Here is a 12,410-nt window from a genome sequence, read left to right on the forward strand (position 1 = left end):
GACGGTGGGCGCCTGACGCCGTCGGCGTGCCCGGGCATGGTCGAGCACCTGGAGCGGGAGCGGGCCCGCATCGCCGAGGCGATGGCGCGGCTCGGCACCGAACGGCAGGCGCTCGACACCCTGCTCGCCGCCATGCCGACGCGGGACGGCCGGTCCGACGTCCCCGGCCGGGAGCAGCCGGCCGGGGAGTAGCCTCGTCCGCGTCCCGGTCGGCCGCGTCCTTCCCTCCGGCTCGGCGTGGCGGTCGGCGCCACACCGGGGCGTCCCCCGGCGGCGGAGCGTCGGTCCGGCAGGGCAGGATGTACGCCGAGGGGGTGGCGAGCATGGCTGGGCGGATCCGAGACGAGGACATCGCGCTGGTCCGCGAGCGCACCTCGATCGCGGACGTGATCTCCGAGACGGTGACCCTGAAGTCGGCCGGCGGCGGCAACCTCAAGGGCCTGTGCCCGTTCCACGACGAGAAGAGCCCCTCGTTCAACGTCTCGCCCGCCCGCAACGTCTGGTACTGCTTCGGCTGCGGCGCCGGTGGCGACGCGATCAAGTTCCTGATGGACGCCGAGCACCTGAGCTTCGTCGAGGCGGTCGAACGGCTCGCCGCCCGGGCCGGCATCCAGCTGCGCTACGTCGAGGGCGACCAGGCCGCGCCGCGGGCCGCCCGGCCGCAGCACGGGCAGAAGCAGCGCCTGGTCGCCGCGCACGCCGCCGCCGTCGAGTTCTACCGGGCCCAGCTCGGCACGGCCGGGGCCCGGCCGGCCCGGGAGTTCCTCGCCCGCCGCGGCTTCGACAAGGCCGCCGCCGAGCGCTACGGGTGCGGGTTCGCCCCGGACGGCTGGGACCTGCTCACCAAGCACCTGCGTCAGCAGGGCTTCACGCACGACGAGCTGGTCACCGCCGGGCTGTCCCGGCCGGCCCGTTCCGGCTCGCTGATCGACCGGTTCCGCCGCCGGTTGATGTGGCCGATCCGGGACATCACCGGTGACGTGATCGGCTTCGGCGCCCGGAAGCTCTTCGACGACGACGACGGCCCGAAGTACCTGAACACCCCCGAGACGCCGATCTACAAGAAGTCGCACGTCCTCTACGGCATCGACCAGGCCAAGCGCGAGATCGCCAAGCAGGGCAAGGTGGTCGTGGTCGAGGGCTACACCGACGTGATGGCCTGCCACCTGGCCGACGTGCCGACGGCGGTGGCGACCTGCGGCACCGCGTTCGGCGCCGACCACATCGCCGTGCTGCGCCGGGTGCTCTTCGACAGCGACGAACGGGCCGGCGAGATCATCTTCACCTTCGACGGGGACGCCGCCGGGCAGAAGGCCGCGCTGCGGGCGTTCGAGGACGACCAGCGCTTCGTCGGGCGTACCTTCATCGCGGTCAGCCCCGACAACATGGACCCATGCGAGCTGCGGCTGGCCAAGGGTGACCTGGCGGTGCGCGACCTGGTCGCCCGCCGCGAGCCGCTGGTCGACTTCGCGCTGCGCCACGTGATCAGCCGGTACGACCTGGACACGGTCGACGGTCGGGTGGAGGCGATGCGTCGGGCCGCGCCCCTGGTCGCCAAGCTCAAGGACCGGGAGAAGCGCCCGGAGTACGTCCGCAAGCTCGCCGGCGACCTCGGCATGGAGATCGAGCCGGTGCAGCGGGCCGTGCTGGCCGCCGCCTCCGGCCAACCCGGCCGGGAGGCCGCGCCCGCACCGTCCCGGCCGGCCAGGCCCGAACCGACCGTGGACAGCCCGCAGTCGATGGTCGAGCGCGAGGCGCTCAAGCTCGCCCTCCAGGAGCCGGTGCTGGCCGGGCCGATGTTCGACGCGGTCGAGGCGGTGGAGTACCGCCATCCAGTGCACGCCGCGGTGCGCGCCGCCGTGGCGGCGGTCGGCGGGGCGTCGGCCGCGACCGGCGGCGCGGTCTGGATCTCCTCGGTCCGCGACGCCTGCGAGGATCTCGCCGCCCAGGCGCTCGTCGGCGAACTGGCCGTGGAGCCGCTGCGGATCGACGGCGAGCCGGATCCGCGCTACGTCTCGGTAACCATGGCCCGGTTGCAGTGGGGCTCGGTGACCAGCCGGATCAAGGAACTCAAGTCGCGGATCCAGCGGATCAACCCGGTCAGCAACAAGGACGAGTACTTCGCGCTCTTCGGCGAGCTGCTCTCGCTGGAGCAGCACGCCCGGGCGCTGCGCGAGCAGGCCGCGGGAGGGCTGTGATGGGACTGTTCAACCGCAAGCCGAAGCTGCCGGCCGCCGCCCGCCCGCCGCTGGCCGCCGAGGAACGGGTGCTGGCCTGGGCCGCCGCCGGCAACGGCGAGGGCGACGGGGTGGTGGTGGCCAGCAACCTCGGGCTCTGGCTGCCCGGCCGGGGGCACCGGCTGGGCTGGCACGACATCCTCAAGGCGGTCTGGTCGGGCCGCGAGCTGACCGTCACGCCGGCCGAGCGGGTCGCCGAGCGCGACGGCTACCTGGTGGTCGCCGACTGCCCGGCCGAGACGTACCTGCTGCTCGATCCGGGGGACCTGCCGCACCAGGTGCGCGCCCGGGTGACCCGCTCGGTGGCGTACACCCAGCACCACCCGCTGCCCGGCGGCGCCGGCCGGGTGGCCGCCCGGCGGGTGCCCGGCATGGACGGTCTGACCTGGACGGTTCGGCTCGACCCCGGCACCCCGGTCGACGACGACGCGGTGCTCGCCGAGACCGACCGGCTGGTCGCAGCCGCCCGCGCCGCCACCGCACCCACCGACGTCTGACCACACCGGCCACCGGTCACCGGGCCCGGCGGCCGGTGGCGTCCGCGCCGGGCCCGGCCGAGGTCAGTTGGCGCCCAGGTCGCGCAGCGCCTTGTCCGCGCCGCGGTGCAGCGGTACGGGCTCCGTCCGGCGGGCCGTCTCCAGGCTGATGCCCTTCGCGGCCGGGTTGGCCTGGGCCAGCGCGTCCTTGCGCTCGAACACCGTCCGGGTGATCGCGCAGGCCACGTTCGCGTCCAGGTCCTTGCGCACCAGCAGCACGTTCGGCACCACGATGGTCGGCGTGTCCGCCGCCGTGCCGTACGCGTCCTTGCTGATCGTGCCCGCCTGGTAGGCCGGGTTCAGCTCGGCCATCTTCGGCAGCAGCGGCGTGATGTCGATGAACTTCACCTGGTCACCAGTGGTGGTGAAGAGGTCGGTCAGGCCGCCGGTGGGCACCCCGCCGGACCAGAAGAAGCCGTCGATGCTGCCGTCCTTGACGCCCTGCACCGTCTTGGCGAGGTCGAGCCGCTGCGCCTGGACGTCCTTGGCCGGATCCAGGCCGGCGGCCTCGAGCAGCCGGTTGGCGATCACCTCCGTGCCGGACTTGGGGGAGCCGGTGGAGATTCGCTTGCCCCGCATGTCCGCCACCGAGGCGATGCCCGCGTCGGCCCGCACCACGACCTGCGTGTAGTTGTCGTAGATCCGGGCGAGCGCCTCGACCGGCTGCGCGGCGGTGAAGCTGCCCTTGCCCTGCACCGCGTTGACCGCGCTGTCGAAGAGCGAGAAGGCGACGTCGTACTGGCCGGCGACCAGCTGCTCGATGTTCTGCACCGACGCGCCGGTCTCGGCGGCGGTGCCGGTCAGCTTCCCTCCGGTGGTGCCGGAGAGCTGGCCCGCGAGGGCGTTGCCGACCGGGTAGTAGACGCCGGTCGCGTTTCCGGTCGCGATGCCCACCCGGGTGTCCGCGGTCACCTCGCAGGTGACCTCGCTGGCGGTGTCGTCCTTCGCCGCGCCGCCCTGCCGGCCGCCGCAGCCCGCCACGCCCGCCGCGGCGAGGGCGAGCACGCCCACCCCCGCCAGCAGCCGAATCCTGTTCCCGCTCACTGTCATACCTCCCTGACCTCCGGTGATCCGGCGCGCGGCCCGGCGGCCCGGCCGGCGGATCCGCGTCGTACGAGCACTCCGGTGGCGGCCACGGCCGTCAGCGCGACACCGACCGCCACCGGCACCGGTTCGAGCCAGAGCAGGGTCACGCCGGCCAGCGCGCCGAGGACGCGCTCCGGCACGCCGGCCGGGCCGACGCCGGGCAGCCAGCCGCCCGCCGCCACGGCCAGCACGGCGACGCTGAGCGCCACCACCACGGCGGCGACCGCGATCCGTCGCGCGCCGCCGATGCCGAGCAGCCCGAGACCGGCCGGGGTGAGCACGAAGGCGATCGGCGTCAGGTAGGCCGGCAGGGCGTACCGCAGGGTCTGCCACATGGTCGGCACCAGCCGGCCGCCGGTGACCGCCGCGGCCGCGACGGCGGCCAGCGCGGTCGGCGGGGAGACCTCGGAGAGCACCGCGAAGTAGAAGACGAACATCGCCACGGCGGGCGTCGACACGCCGAGGTCGAGCAGCGCCGGACCGATGATCACCCAGCCGATGATGAACGAGGCGGTGACCGGCACGGCCAGGCCGAGCAGGCTGAGCGCGACGGCGGCGAGCACCGCGGTGAGCGCGAGCACCAGGGTCGGGTCCGAGGCGACCGCCTGCGCGCCGCTCACCAGCAGCGCGGCCGCCTGGGGGCCGAGGCCGGTCTTGGTGGTGGTGGCGGTGATGATGCCGGCGGCGGCGCAGACGGCGGTCACCGCCAGCACTCCGCGTACGCCGGCGCCGAGGGCCGCGGCGAGCCGGGCCGGGGTGAGCCGGTGGGCCCGGTCCAGGAAGGACAGCGCGGCGGCCAGGACGGTGGCCAGCACCACCGCGCGGGTGGCGGAGAACCCGACGGCGAGCAGCACGACGATGGCGACCAGCGAGGCGAAGTGGTAGCCGAACCGGGCCAGCAGCCGCCACGGCGAGGCGGTGTCGATCAGCACCGGGCGAACCCCGGACCGCCGGGCGTCGATCTCCACGGCCAGCAGGATGCCGAGGTAGTACAGGACGGTCGGCACGGTCGCCCAGCCGAGCACCTGCAGGTACGACACGCCCAGGTACTCGGCGATGATGAACGCCGCGGCGCCCAGCGTCGGCGGCGAGAGGATGGCGCCCACCCCGGCCGCCGCGAGCATGCCGCCGGCCCGCTCCGGCGGGTAGCCGGCCCGGCGCAGGATCGGCCAGGTCACCGCGCCGATGCTGACCGTCGTCGCGGCGCCGGAGCCGGAGACGGTGCCGAGCAGGAAGCCGGAGGCGACGGCGGTCCGCCCGGCGGCGGTCCGCGACCGGCGGAACGCGGCGGTGGACAGGTTGACGAAGAACCGCCCGGCGCCGGAGAAGTCGAGCACCGCGCCGTAGATAGTGAAGAGCACGATGTACGAGGCGGCGACGTCGAGCGGGGTGCCGTAGAAGCCGCTGTCGGAGTTGTAGAAGGCGTCGACCAGTTGGGTGAAGTCGAGCCCGGCGTGGGCGACCGGCCAGGACTGCGGCAGCAGCCCGCCGTAGTAGCCGTAGCCGAGGAACAGCAGGCAGACCGCGGGCAGGATCCAGCCGGTGGTGCGGCGGCACGCCTCCAGCAGCAGCAGGAGCAGCACCGTGCCCATCACCAGGTCCAGCGGCACGAGCAGGCCCTGCCGGTCGAGGAAGGCGTTGTACCCGCCGCCGCCTGCGCCGAGGCGGACCGGCAGCACGGGGTAGAGGCAGGCGACCAGGGCCAGGCCGGCCAGCGCCCAATCCGGCAGGGTCGGCCGCGCGTCGCCCACCGGCCGGCCCGGTTCGTCCACTCTGCCCGGTCGGTCCGTGCCGGACCGGGCGGGCCGGGTCGCGCGCCGGAGCCGGGCCGGCAGCGGCAGGTCGGCCGGGTAGGCCAGGAAGACCAGCGGCAGTACGCCCGCCAGGAAGATGATCAGGTAGTACTTGCTGCCCTGCGGCAGTGGGCGGAACACCTGCCAGAGGGCGAGCGTGGCGACCGCGAGCGCCACGCCGGCGAGCAGCAGACCGGCCGGCCCGGTGAGGGTCCGGCCGGGCTTCTCGTCCTCGAACCGGGCGGCCAGGTCGGACGTCGCGGCGTCGGCCACCGCCGGCCCGGTTCCACCCGCTCCGGCCTCCGGCCGCGCAACGCCGCCGCCGTCGGTCGCGATGCCCGCCGGGGTCGCGTCGCCTTCGGCGCGAACCGCGGAGCCGCGCCCCGCTGGCCTGGCGGTGGCGTCGCTGTCCGGGCGGGCGGCGGGCTCGGTGCCGACGGCGTCGCCGGCCGGGTGGTCGGAGTCGCGCGGCACGGCGGGGGAGCCCGCCGGCACCGTTTCCGGTGCGGGCGGTGCCGCCGGCCGGGGCGGCGCCCCGGTTCCGGGTGGACCGGGCGCGGCCTGCGGTGCGTCGGCCGGACGACCGGGTGGCGGTGAGCCGTCGGGTGAGCGGGTGGGCGACACGAACGGACGATACACGTCGATCAAGCGGTGAGCGGGGCATCGACATCCGTCCGCCCCGTGTCGTCGGCGCGGGCGGTCGGGGGTAAATCGGGTGGAGCTGTCGGACCCGGCGGCTAGGGTCGGGCGGTGACCACGGCTCAACCACTCATCCAGGCCCGGGGGCTGGTGAAGCGGTTCGGCGACTTCACCGCCGTCGACGGCATCGACGTCGAGGTGCGCTCCGGCGAGGCGTTCGGCTTCCTCGGGCCGAACGGCGCGGGCAAGTCCTCGACCATGCGGATGGTCGGCTGCATCTCCCCGCCCAGCGGCGGTGAGCTGCGCATCCTCGGCATGGATCCGGTCCGCGACGGCCCGGCGATCCGGGCCCGCCTCGGTGTCTGCCCGCAGCTCGACAACCTCGACCCCGAGCTGACCGTCCGGGAGAATCTGACGACCTACGCCCGCTACTTCGGCATCCCCCGCCGGGTGGCCCGGGCCCGCGCCGCCGAGCTGCTCGACTTCGTCCAGCTCAGCGAGCGCGCCGACAGCAAGGTCGAGCCGCTCTCCGGCGGCATGAAGCGCCGGCTCACCATCGCCCGTGCCCTGGTCAACGAGCCGGAGATCGTCCTGCTCGACGAGCCGACCACCGGCCTCGACCCGCAGGCCCGGCACCTGGTCTGGGAGCGGTTGTTCCGGCTCAAGCAGCAGGGCGTCACGCTGGTGCTCACCACGCACTACATGGACGAGGCCGAGCAGCTCTGCGACCGGCTGGTGGTGATGGACGGCGGCCGGATCGTCGCCGAGGGCTCACCGCGGGCGCTGATCGAGCAGCACTCCACCCGCGAGGTGGTCGAGTTGCGCTTCGCCGCCGAGTCCCAGGAGGCGTTCGCCGGCAAGGTCGACGGGCTGGCGGAGCGGGTCGAGGTGCTGCCCGACCGCATCCTGCTCTACGTCCCCGACGGCGACGCGGCGGTGGCCGAGGTCAACGCCCTCGGGCTCACCCCGGCCAACGTGCTGGTCCGGCGCAGCAGCCTGGAGGACGTCTTCCTGCACCTGACCGGGCGCACCCTGGTCGACTGAGGCCCGCGCCGCCGGGCGGGTCCGGTGCCCGTAGCATCGGCCGGACGCCCGGCCGCCGGTGGCCCGGGCGCGACGAGCGGGGGTGCCGGTGTCTGTCGAGGCGGTTCGGTTGCGGCGTCAGGGCGGGCTCGGAGCGCTCTACCTCGGCATCTTCGCCACCGTCTGGTTCAGCGTGCCGGCCGCCGAGCAGCCGCTGCGCGGCGTGCTGGTGGCCGGCAGCGTGGCGGCGCTGCTCACCGCGATCGGCGGCGGCATCGTCACGGCCCGGTCCCGGGGCGCCGACGCCGGGCCACGCGACCGCGCGGCGGACCGGCGCTACCTGCTGATCGTCGTGGCCGAGTTCGCCGCCGCCGCGCTCGGCGCGGTGGTGCTGGCCGCCGCCGGCTGGTCCGAGTTCACCCCGGCGCTGGTCTGCGCCGTGGTGGGGCTGCACTTCTTCCCGCTCGCCCCGCTGCTGGACGACCCGCTGCTGCGGCCGCTCGGCGTGGCGATGTGCGCGGTGGCGCTGGCCGGGCTGGTCACCGGGCTGGCCACCGGGGTGTCGGCCGGCCTGGTGGTGGGCACCGGCGCGGGAGTGTTGCTGCTCGGCTACGCGCTCCGGTCGCTGCTCCGCGCCCTCCGCGGCTGAGCGGTCCGCGCCCGACCAGGCGGTGCCATCCGAGCTGACGCCGGTCACCGCGCCCTCGCCCAGTTCAGGAAGCGGTCGGCGAGCTTGTCCGGCACCACCTGCCCGTTCAGGTCGGCCAGGTCGCCGGTGGCCTCGCACATCAGCGTGCCGAGGTAGATCAGCAGGCCAACCCGGTTCTCCCGGTACTCGCCGAGCAGCGCCAGCCGCGCCGGGGAGCAGGGCCAGGCGGCGCCGCACACCCGGCAGCGCCAGGACGGCCGCGCCGCCACGTGCGGGCGGTAGCGCGGCATCAGCGCCGGCCGTCCTCGCTCCGGCGCGGGCCCTCCCCGCTCAGGCGCGGGCCCTCCCCGCCCTGGCGCGGGCCCTCGATGCTCCGGCGCGGGGACGGCAGCCTGTGGCCACCGTTGGCCCGCCACTCCTGCGCCCGGGTCAGCCGTCCCGGGCGTCCCGCGCCGTCGATGGGGAAGACCTGCGTCGGCGCGGTCGCCCACGCAGGCCGCTCATTGGGCGTACGCCGGGGGAGCGTTGCGGGTGGCGCCGGGCGCCGGCAGCGCCAGAACCTGAGTCGCATGCGGTGAGCCTCCGTCGAGCTGGGAAGGGGGCGCCCGGGACCTCGTTGTCGTCGGGCGCCCCCCGGCCTGGTTCCGCCCGCCGTCTGATCCCGTGAGCGGTTCCGCTGCGTGACAGTCTGGTGAGGACCCGACTACGGTGGGAGATCCCATGCGCCGACGACCAGGGCGTATGGCGGCTGGTCCCAGGCGGTACGAGGATGTACGGAGGCTGTCCGTGGAACGCTCGTCCATGTTGGACCACTTCGCGGAGGAGCTGCGGCTGGCCCGGGCCACCAGCGGCATGTCACAGACCGCGCTGGCCGAGGCGCTGAGCTACTCGGGCGCGCTGGTCGCCAAGGTGGAGACGTGCGAGCGCCGCCCGAGCCTCGACTTCGCCCGCCGCTGCGACGCGGTCTTCGGCGCGGACGGCCGCTTCGAGCGCATCCAACGCCGGATCAGCCGCGAGACCGTGGTGCCGTGGGTCCGCGACTGGACCGGGATCGAGGCGGAGGCGACGGCGCTGCGCTGGTTTGAACCGCTGTGCGTGCCGGGCCTGTTGCAGACCGAGGGGTACGCCCGTGCACTACTGACCGGTGCCGGACTGTTCGCGCCGGACGAGATCGAGCAGCAGATGATAGCCCGCCTGGACCGTCAGGCCGTGCTCACCCTCGATCGGCCGCCGCTGCTCACCGCCGTCGTGGACGAGTACGTGCTCCGACGACGGATCGGTGGATCGGAGGTCATGCGCGAGCAGCTTCGCCAGCTGGTGAAGCTCGGCTCGGCCCTGCCGCGGGTCCGAATCCAGGTCGTGCCGTTCTCCGCGGGTGCCTATGGTGGGGTCAACGGACCTTTCGTGATTGCCACCTCGCCGCAGAGCGAGGATGTCGTCTACTTGGAGGGACAACTCCACGGACAGGTGATCGACCGTGCCGAGTATGTGCGGCAGATGGTCGACGTTTGGGAGTCGATCCGTGGTGAGGCACTATCGCAGCAGCAGTCCCTTGACCTGATAGCGGAAGTGGCGGAGACATGGACCTGACCGGCGCCCGTTGGCGCAAGAGCAGCCGAAGCAACGGCCAAGGTGGTGCGTGCGTGGAGGTGGCCGACAACCTGCCCGGTCTGGTGGCGGTCCGCGATTCCAAGGACCCGAGCGGCCCGGCCCTGACCTTCGGCCCGGACGCCTGGCGCGCGTTCATCGCAGGCGTCGCCCGGCGGTAGCTCGCTCACCCCGCATGCCATCGCCGGTCCGGGCGGCCGGCGGGCTGAGCGGTCGCCGGTCAGCCGGCGATGAGCATGCCGACGCCGGCCAGCAGGGTAGCGGTGAGCACGGCGGCGAGAGTGGCGGCGCGGCGGCGGGCGTGCGTGCCGCCGACCAGCTTCAGGGCGAGGGCGAGCGGGCCGATGGGCTGCATGGTTCGAGGTCCTTTCCGGTTGGTGGCGGCGATCCGTACGGCGGCGCCGAGGGTGCCCGCGGCGAGCCGCAGGGGTGACATGCCGAGTTCGGCGGCACCGTGGACGTCCGCCTGCCACTGTTCGAGATGGCGGGCGCGGGAGGCATGGGGGAGCAGCGCCGTGGCGCAGCGCACGAGGACGAGCGCGGCTCGGACGGATGCCATCACGCCTCCCGCAGTCGGGCCGGGCGCTGGTTCGCCGCCCGGACGACGGCCTGGGCGCAGACCCGCCGGGCGGCCACCGCGCCGTCGGCGGTGAGCTGGTACATCCGCCGCCGTGGGCCGCGGCGGTCGGTCTCGTCCTCCCAGTGCGAGGTCACCCAGCCGTTGCGCTCCAACCGTTCCAGCAGCGGGTAGACGCTGCCGGACGGCCGCCCGGTGACCTTGATGATCTCCAACCCCCAGCGCGGCCGGTCGCTGTCGACCAGCACCCGCAGGACGTCGACCGTCGCGGCACCGATGCGTCCGAGTGGCTCCACGAGGCTAAGGCTACCTATGTAGATTAAGCCTGTCTAGGGGCCGTGGCGGCCCGCCCGGGGGAAGCTGCCACGACAGGACGCGGTCAATGCGTCGGAAATCATTGATATGTCGGCAACCTCCGACATATCTTGGGACGGTGCCTGAAGACGACGTGTTCCTCGCGCTGGCAAACCCGGTTCGTCGCAGACTGCTGCAGTTGCTCGCGGAGGGACCTCGAACGGCTGGCGACCTCGCCGACCAGTTCGAGTTGAGCCGGCCCGCGGTCGCCGAACACCTGCAGGTGCTCCGGCGCGCCGCGCTGGTGTGCGATGAACCCAAGGGTCGCCAACGGCACTACCACCTCACCGCGGAGCCCCTCGCCCAGGTCGGCGACTGGCTCCACCCGTTCGAGCGATTCTGGCGCCAGCGGCTGCGCTCGCTCGCCGATGTTGCCGAGGAGGACGAATGACCACAACCAACACCGACACGATCGCCATCGACCAGTTCGTCGACGCCCCACCGAGCAAGGTCTGGCGCACGCTCACCGAGCCCGAACTGCACGCCCGCTGGTGGGTTCCCGGCGACATCGCCGCGACCGTCGGTCACCGCTTCCACCTTCAGATGCCCGGCTGGGGATCGGTGCCCTGCGAAGTGCTCGAAGTCGTCCCCGAACAGAAGCTCGTCTACACCTTCAACGAGACCTGGACGCTGACCTGGCGTCTCGCCGCGGAAGGCAGAGGCACTCGCCTGTTCTTCGAGCACAGCGGATTCGACTTCGAACAGAAGTCCGAACGTGACGCCTTCAACCGCATGGGACCCGGATGGCGAAACAAGGTGCTGCCGCAACTCGTCCAGACCGCCAGCCAGCTCACCGACTGAATTTCAAGCCCGGCCGGCCCCGTGCAGCGGCCGTCACGCCTCCCGCAGTCGGGTCGGGCGCTGGTTCGCCGCCCGGGCGGCGACCTGGGCGCAGGCCCGCCGGGTGGCCACCGCGCCGTCGGCGGTGAGCTGGTACATCCGCCGCCGTGGGCCGCGGCGGTCGACGTGCTCGGGAGCCCCGCCCGCCGCGGAAACTGCCACGACAGGTGCGTACGCCGGCCGTAGGGTGGCCACGGCCTGTCGTACCCCCGGGGTAGGAAGGCCGTGGTGGATGGCGACGGGGGTGAGCGGGTGAGCGTGACGCAACAGGCGCGAGAGCGGGCGCGGCCGCCGCTACCCCGGGTGCCGGCGCTCGCCGTGCTGGCGCACTACCTGGTCGGTTACCGGCGCACCTGGCGCGCCGGGGTGTTCTCCTCGTTCCTGCTGCCGGTGCTGACCGTGGTCGGCTTCGGGCTGGGCGTCGGGGCCTACATCGACCAGGGCGTCGGCGGGGTGCGCTACCTCGACTGGCTGGTGCCGGGGCTGATCGCCTCGACGGCGTTGCAGGTGGCCATCGGCGAGTCGACCTGGCCGGTGTTCAGCAACTTCCAGTGGATCAAGACGTACTTCGCGCAGAGCGCCGCGCCGCTGCGGGTGGCCGACATCCTCACCGGTCACCTGGCCTTCGTGCTGTTCCGGGTGCTCACCACAATCGCCGCGTTCCTGCTGGTGACCGCCCTGTTCGGGGCGCTGCGATCGCCGTGGGCGCTGGTGGTGCCGGCGGTGGTGGCGCTGCTCGGGCTGGCCGTGGCGGCGCCCACCTTCGCCTACGCGTCGGCGGTCGACAGTGACAGCTGGCTGGCCATGCTGTTCCGCTTCGCGGTCATCCCGATGACGCTCTTCGCCGGGGTGTTCTTCCCGGTCGAGTCGCTGCCGGTGGGGCTGCGCTGGGTGGCGTACGCGACGCCGCTCTGGCACGGCGTCGACCTCTGCCGGGCGGCCACCCTGGGCGTCGCTCCGCAGTGGTCGGTCGCCGGCCACCTGCTCTACCTCGCGGCCTGGGCGCTCGGCGGCTGGCTGCTGGCCCACCGCGCGTTCCGCCGCAAGCTGGTCGTCTGAGGAAGGCTG

At 73.7% G+C, this 12,410-nt stretch carries 16 protein-coding genes; 10 read left to right on the top strand and 6 right to left on the bottom strand.

Annotation, left to right across the window (positions count from 1 at the left end):
- Positions 1-36: 36 nt before the first annotated feature.
- The 3 genes from GA0070609_RS03510 (at position 37) to GA0070609_RS03520 (ending at position 2,734) form a co-directional block, all read left to right on the top strand.
- Complete coding sequence (locus tag GA0070609_RS03510) at positions 37-192, top strand: hypothetical protein (protein ID WP_157748046.1); 156 nt, start codon at positions 37-39, stop codon at positions 190-192.
- A gap of 107 nt (positions 193-299) precedes the next feature.
- Positions 300-2,198, top strand: coding sequence for a DNA primase (gene dnaG / locus GA0070609_RS03515; RefSeq protein ID WP_088992464.1), 1,899 nt, complete (start codon positions 300-302; stop codon positions 2,196-2,198).
- Positions 2,198-2,734 carry a hypothetical protein gene (locus GA0070609_RS03520; RefSeq protein ID WP_088992465.1) on the top strand — a complete coding sequence of 179 codons (537 nt, stop codon included), beginning with the start codon at positions 2,198-2,200 and terminating at the stop codon, positions 2,732-2,734. Before dnaG ends, GA0070609_RS03520 begins: the two co-directional genes overlap by 1 nt.
- 63 nt (positions 2,735-2,797) lie before the next feature.
- Here GA0070609_RS03520 and GA0070609_RS03525 read toward each other — a convergent pair whose 3' ends face one another.
- Together GA0070609_RS03525 and GA0070609_RS03530 are read right to left on the bottom strand one after the other, a co-directional pair.
- Positions 2,798-3,817, bottom strand: coding sequence for a TAXI family TRAP transporter solute-binding subunit (locus tag GA0070609_RS03525; RefSeq protein WP_231928518.1), 1,020 nt, complete (start codon positions 3,815-3,817; stop codon positions 2,798-2,800).
- A 2-nt stretch (positions 3,818-3,819) separates the two neighbouring features.
- Positions 3,820-5,925, bottom strand: a complete 2,106-nt coding sequence (locus tag GA0070609_RS03530) for a TRAP transporter permease (protein WP_088997466.1) — start codon at positions 5,923-5,925, stop codon at positions 3,820-3,822.
- A gap of 477 nt (positions 5,926-6,402) precedes the next feature.
- Here GA0070609_RS03530 and GA0070609_RS03535 point away from each other — a divergent pair, with 477 nt between their 5' ends.
- Together GA0070609_RS03535 and GA0070609_RS03540 are read left to right on the top strand one after the other, a co-directional pair.
- Positions 6,403-7,335, top strand: a complete 933-nt coding sequence (locus tag GA0070609_RS03535; protein ID WP_088992467.1) for an ABC transporter ATP-binding protein — start codon at positions 6,403-6,405, stop codon at positions 7,333-7,335.
- 82 nt (positions 7,336-7,417) lie between these two features.
- Entirely contained in the window at positions 7,418-7,963 is a 546-nt protein-coding gene (locus GA0070609_RS03540; protein ID WP_157748047.1) for a hypothetical protein, read from the top strand.
- Between the two features lie 44 nt (positions 7,964-8,007).
- Here the strand turns inward: GA0070609_RS03540 and GA0070609_RS03545 are convergent, their stop codons facing one another.
- Positions 8,008-8,253, bottom strand: a complete 246-nt coding sequence (locus GA0070609_RS03545) for a flavin reductase (RefSeq protein WP_088992469.1) — start codon at positions 8,251-8,253, stop codon at positions 8,008-8,010.
- A 496-nt stretch (positions 8,254-8,749) separates the two neighbouring features.
- Here GA0070609_RS03545 and GA0070609_RS03550 point away from each other — a divergent pair, with 496 nt between their 5' ends.
- Positions 8,750-9,553 carry a helix-turn-helix domain-containing protein gene (locus GA0070609_RS03550; protein WP_231928520.1) on the top strand — a complete coding sequence of 268 codons (804 nt, stop codon included), beginning with the start codon at positions 8,750-8,752 and terminating at the stop codon, positions 9,551-9,553.
- On the top strand, positions 9,544-9,732 hold the full coding sequence (locus GA0070609_RS03555; protein ID WP_088992470.1) for a DUF397 domain-containing protein: 189 nt from the start codon (positions 9,544-9,546) through the stop codon (positions 9,730-9,732). The genes GA0070609_RS03550 and GA0070609_RS03555 overlap by 10 nt, the downstream gene beginning before the upstream one ends.
- Before the next feature lie 59 nt (positions 9,733-9,791).
- On the opposite strand, the gene GA0070609_RS03560 is transcribed toward GA0070609_RS03555, so the two are convergent.
- Both GA0070609_RS03560 and GA0070609_RS03565 read right to left on the bottom strand, forming a co-directional pair.
- On the bottom strand, positions 9,792-10,130 hold the full coding sequence (locus GA0070609_RS03560; RefSeq protein ID WP_088992471.1) for a hypothetical protein: 339 nt from the start codon (positions 10,128-10,130) through the stop codon (positions 9,792-9,794).
- Positions 10,130-10,444, bottom strand: coding sequence for a PadR family transcriptional regulator (locus tag GA0070609_RS03565; protein WP_088992472.1), 315 nt, complete (start codon positions 10,442-10,444; stop codon positions 10,130-10,132). The genes GA0070609_RS03560 and GA0070609_RS03565 overlap by 1 nt, the downstream gene beginning before the upstream one ends.
- Positions 10,445-10,581: 137 nt before the next feature.
- On the opposite strand from GA0070609_RS03565, the gene GA0070609_RS03570 reads away from it, so the two are divergent.
- Together GA0070609_RS03570 and GA0070609_RS03575 are read left to right on the top strand one after the other, a co-directional pair.
- Complete coding sequence (locus tag GA0070609_RS03570) at positions 10,582-10,893, top strand: ArsR/SmtB family transcription factor (RefSeq protein ID WP_231928521.1); 312 nt, start codon at positions 10,582-10,584, stop codon at positions 10,891-10,893.
- Entirely contained in the window at positions 10,890-11,303 is a 414-nt protein-coding gene (locus tag GA0070609_RS03575; RefSeq protein ID WP_088992474.1) for an SRPBCC family protein, read from the top strand. Before GA0070609_RS03570 ends, GA0070609_RS03575 begins: the two co-directional genes overlap by 4 nt.
- Positions 11,304-11,336: 33 nt before the next feature.
- On the opposite strand, the gene GA0070609_RS33015 is transcribed toward GA0070609_RS03575, so the two are convergent.
- Positions 11,337-11,504: a hypothetical protein gene (locus GA0070609_RS33015; protein ID WP_157748048.1), complete on the bottom strand. Its 168-nt coding sequence runs from the start codon at positions 11,502-11,504 to the stop codon at positions 11,337-11,339.
- Between the two features lie 96 nt (positions 11,505-11,600).
- On the opposite strand from GA0070609_RS33015, the gene GA0070609_RS03580 reads away from it, so the two are divergent.
- Positions 11,601-12,401: an ABC transporter permease gene (locus GA0070609_RS03580; RefSeq protein WP_088997468.1), complete on the top strand. Its 801-nt coding sequence runs from the start codon at positions 11,601-11,603 to the stop codon at positions 12,399-12,401.
- Positions 12,402-12,410 lie beyond the last annotated feature (9 nt).

This window comes from Micromonospora echinaurantiaca, assembly GCF_900090235.1.
Classification (GTDB): Bacteria; Actinomycetota; Actinomycetes; order Mycobacteriales; family Micromonosporaceae; genus Micromonospora; species Micromonospora echinaurantiaca.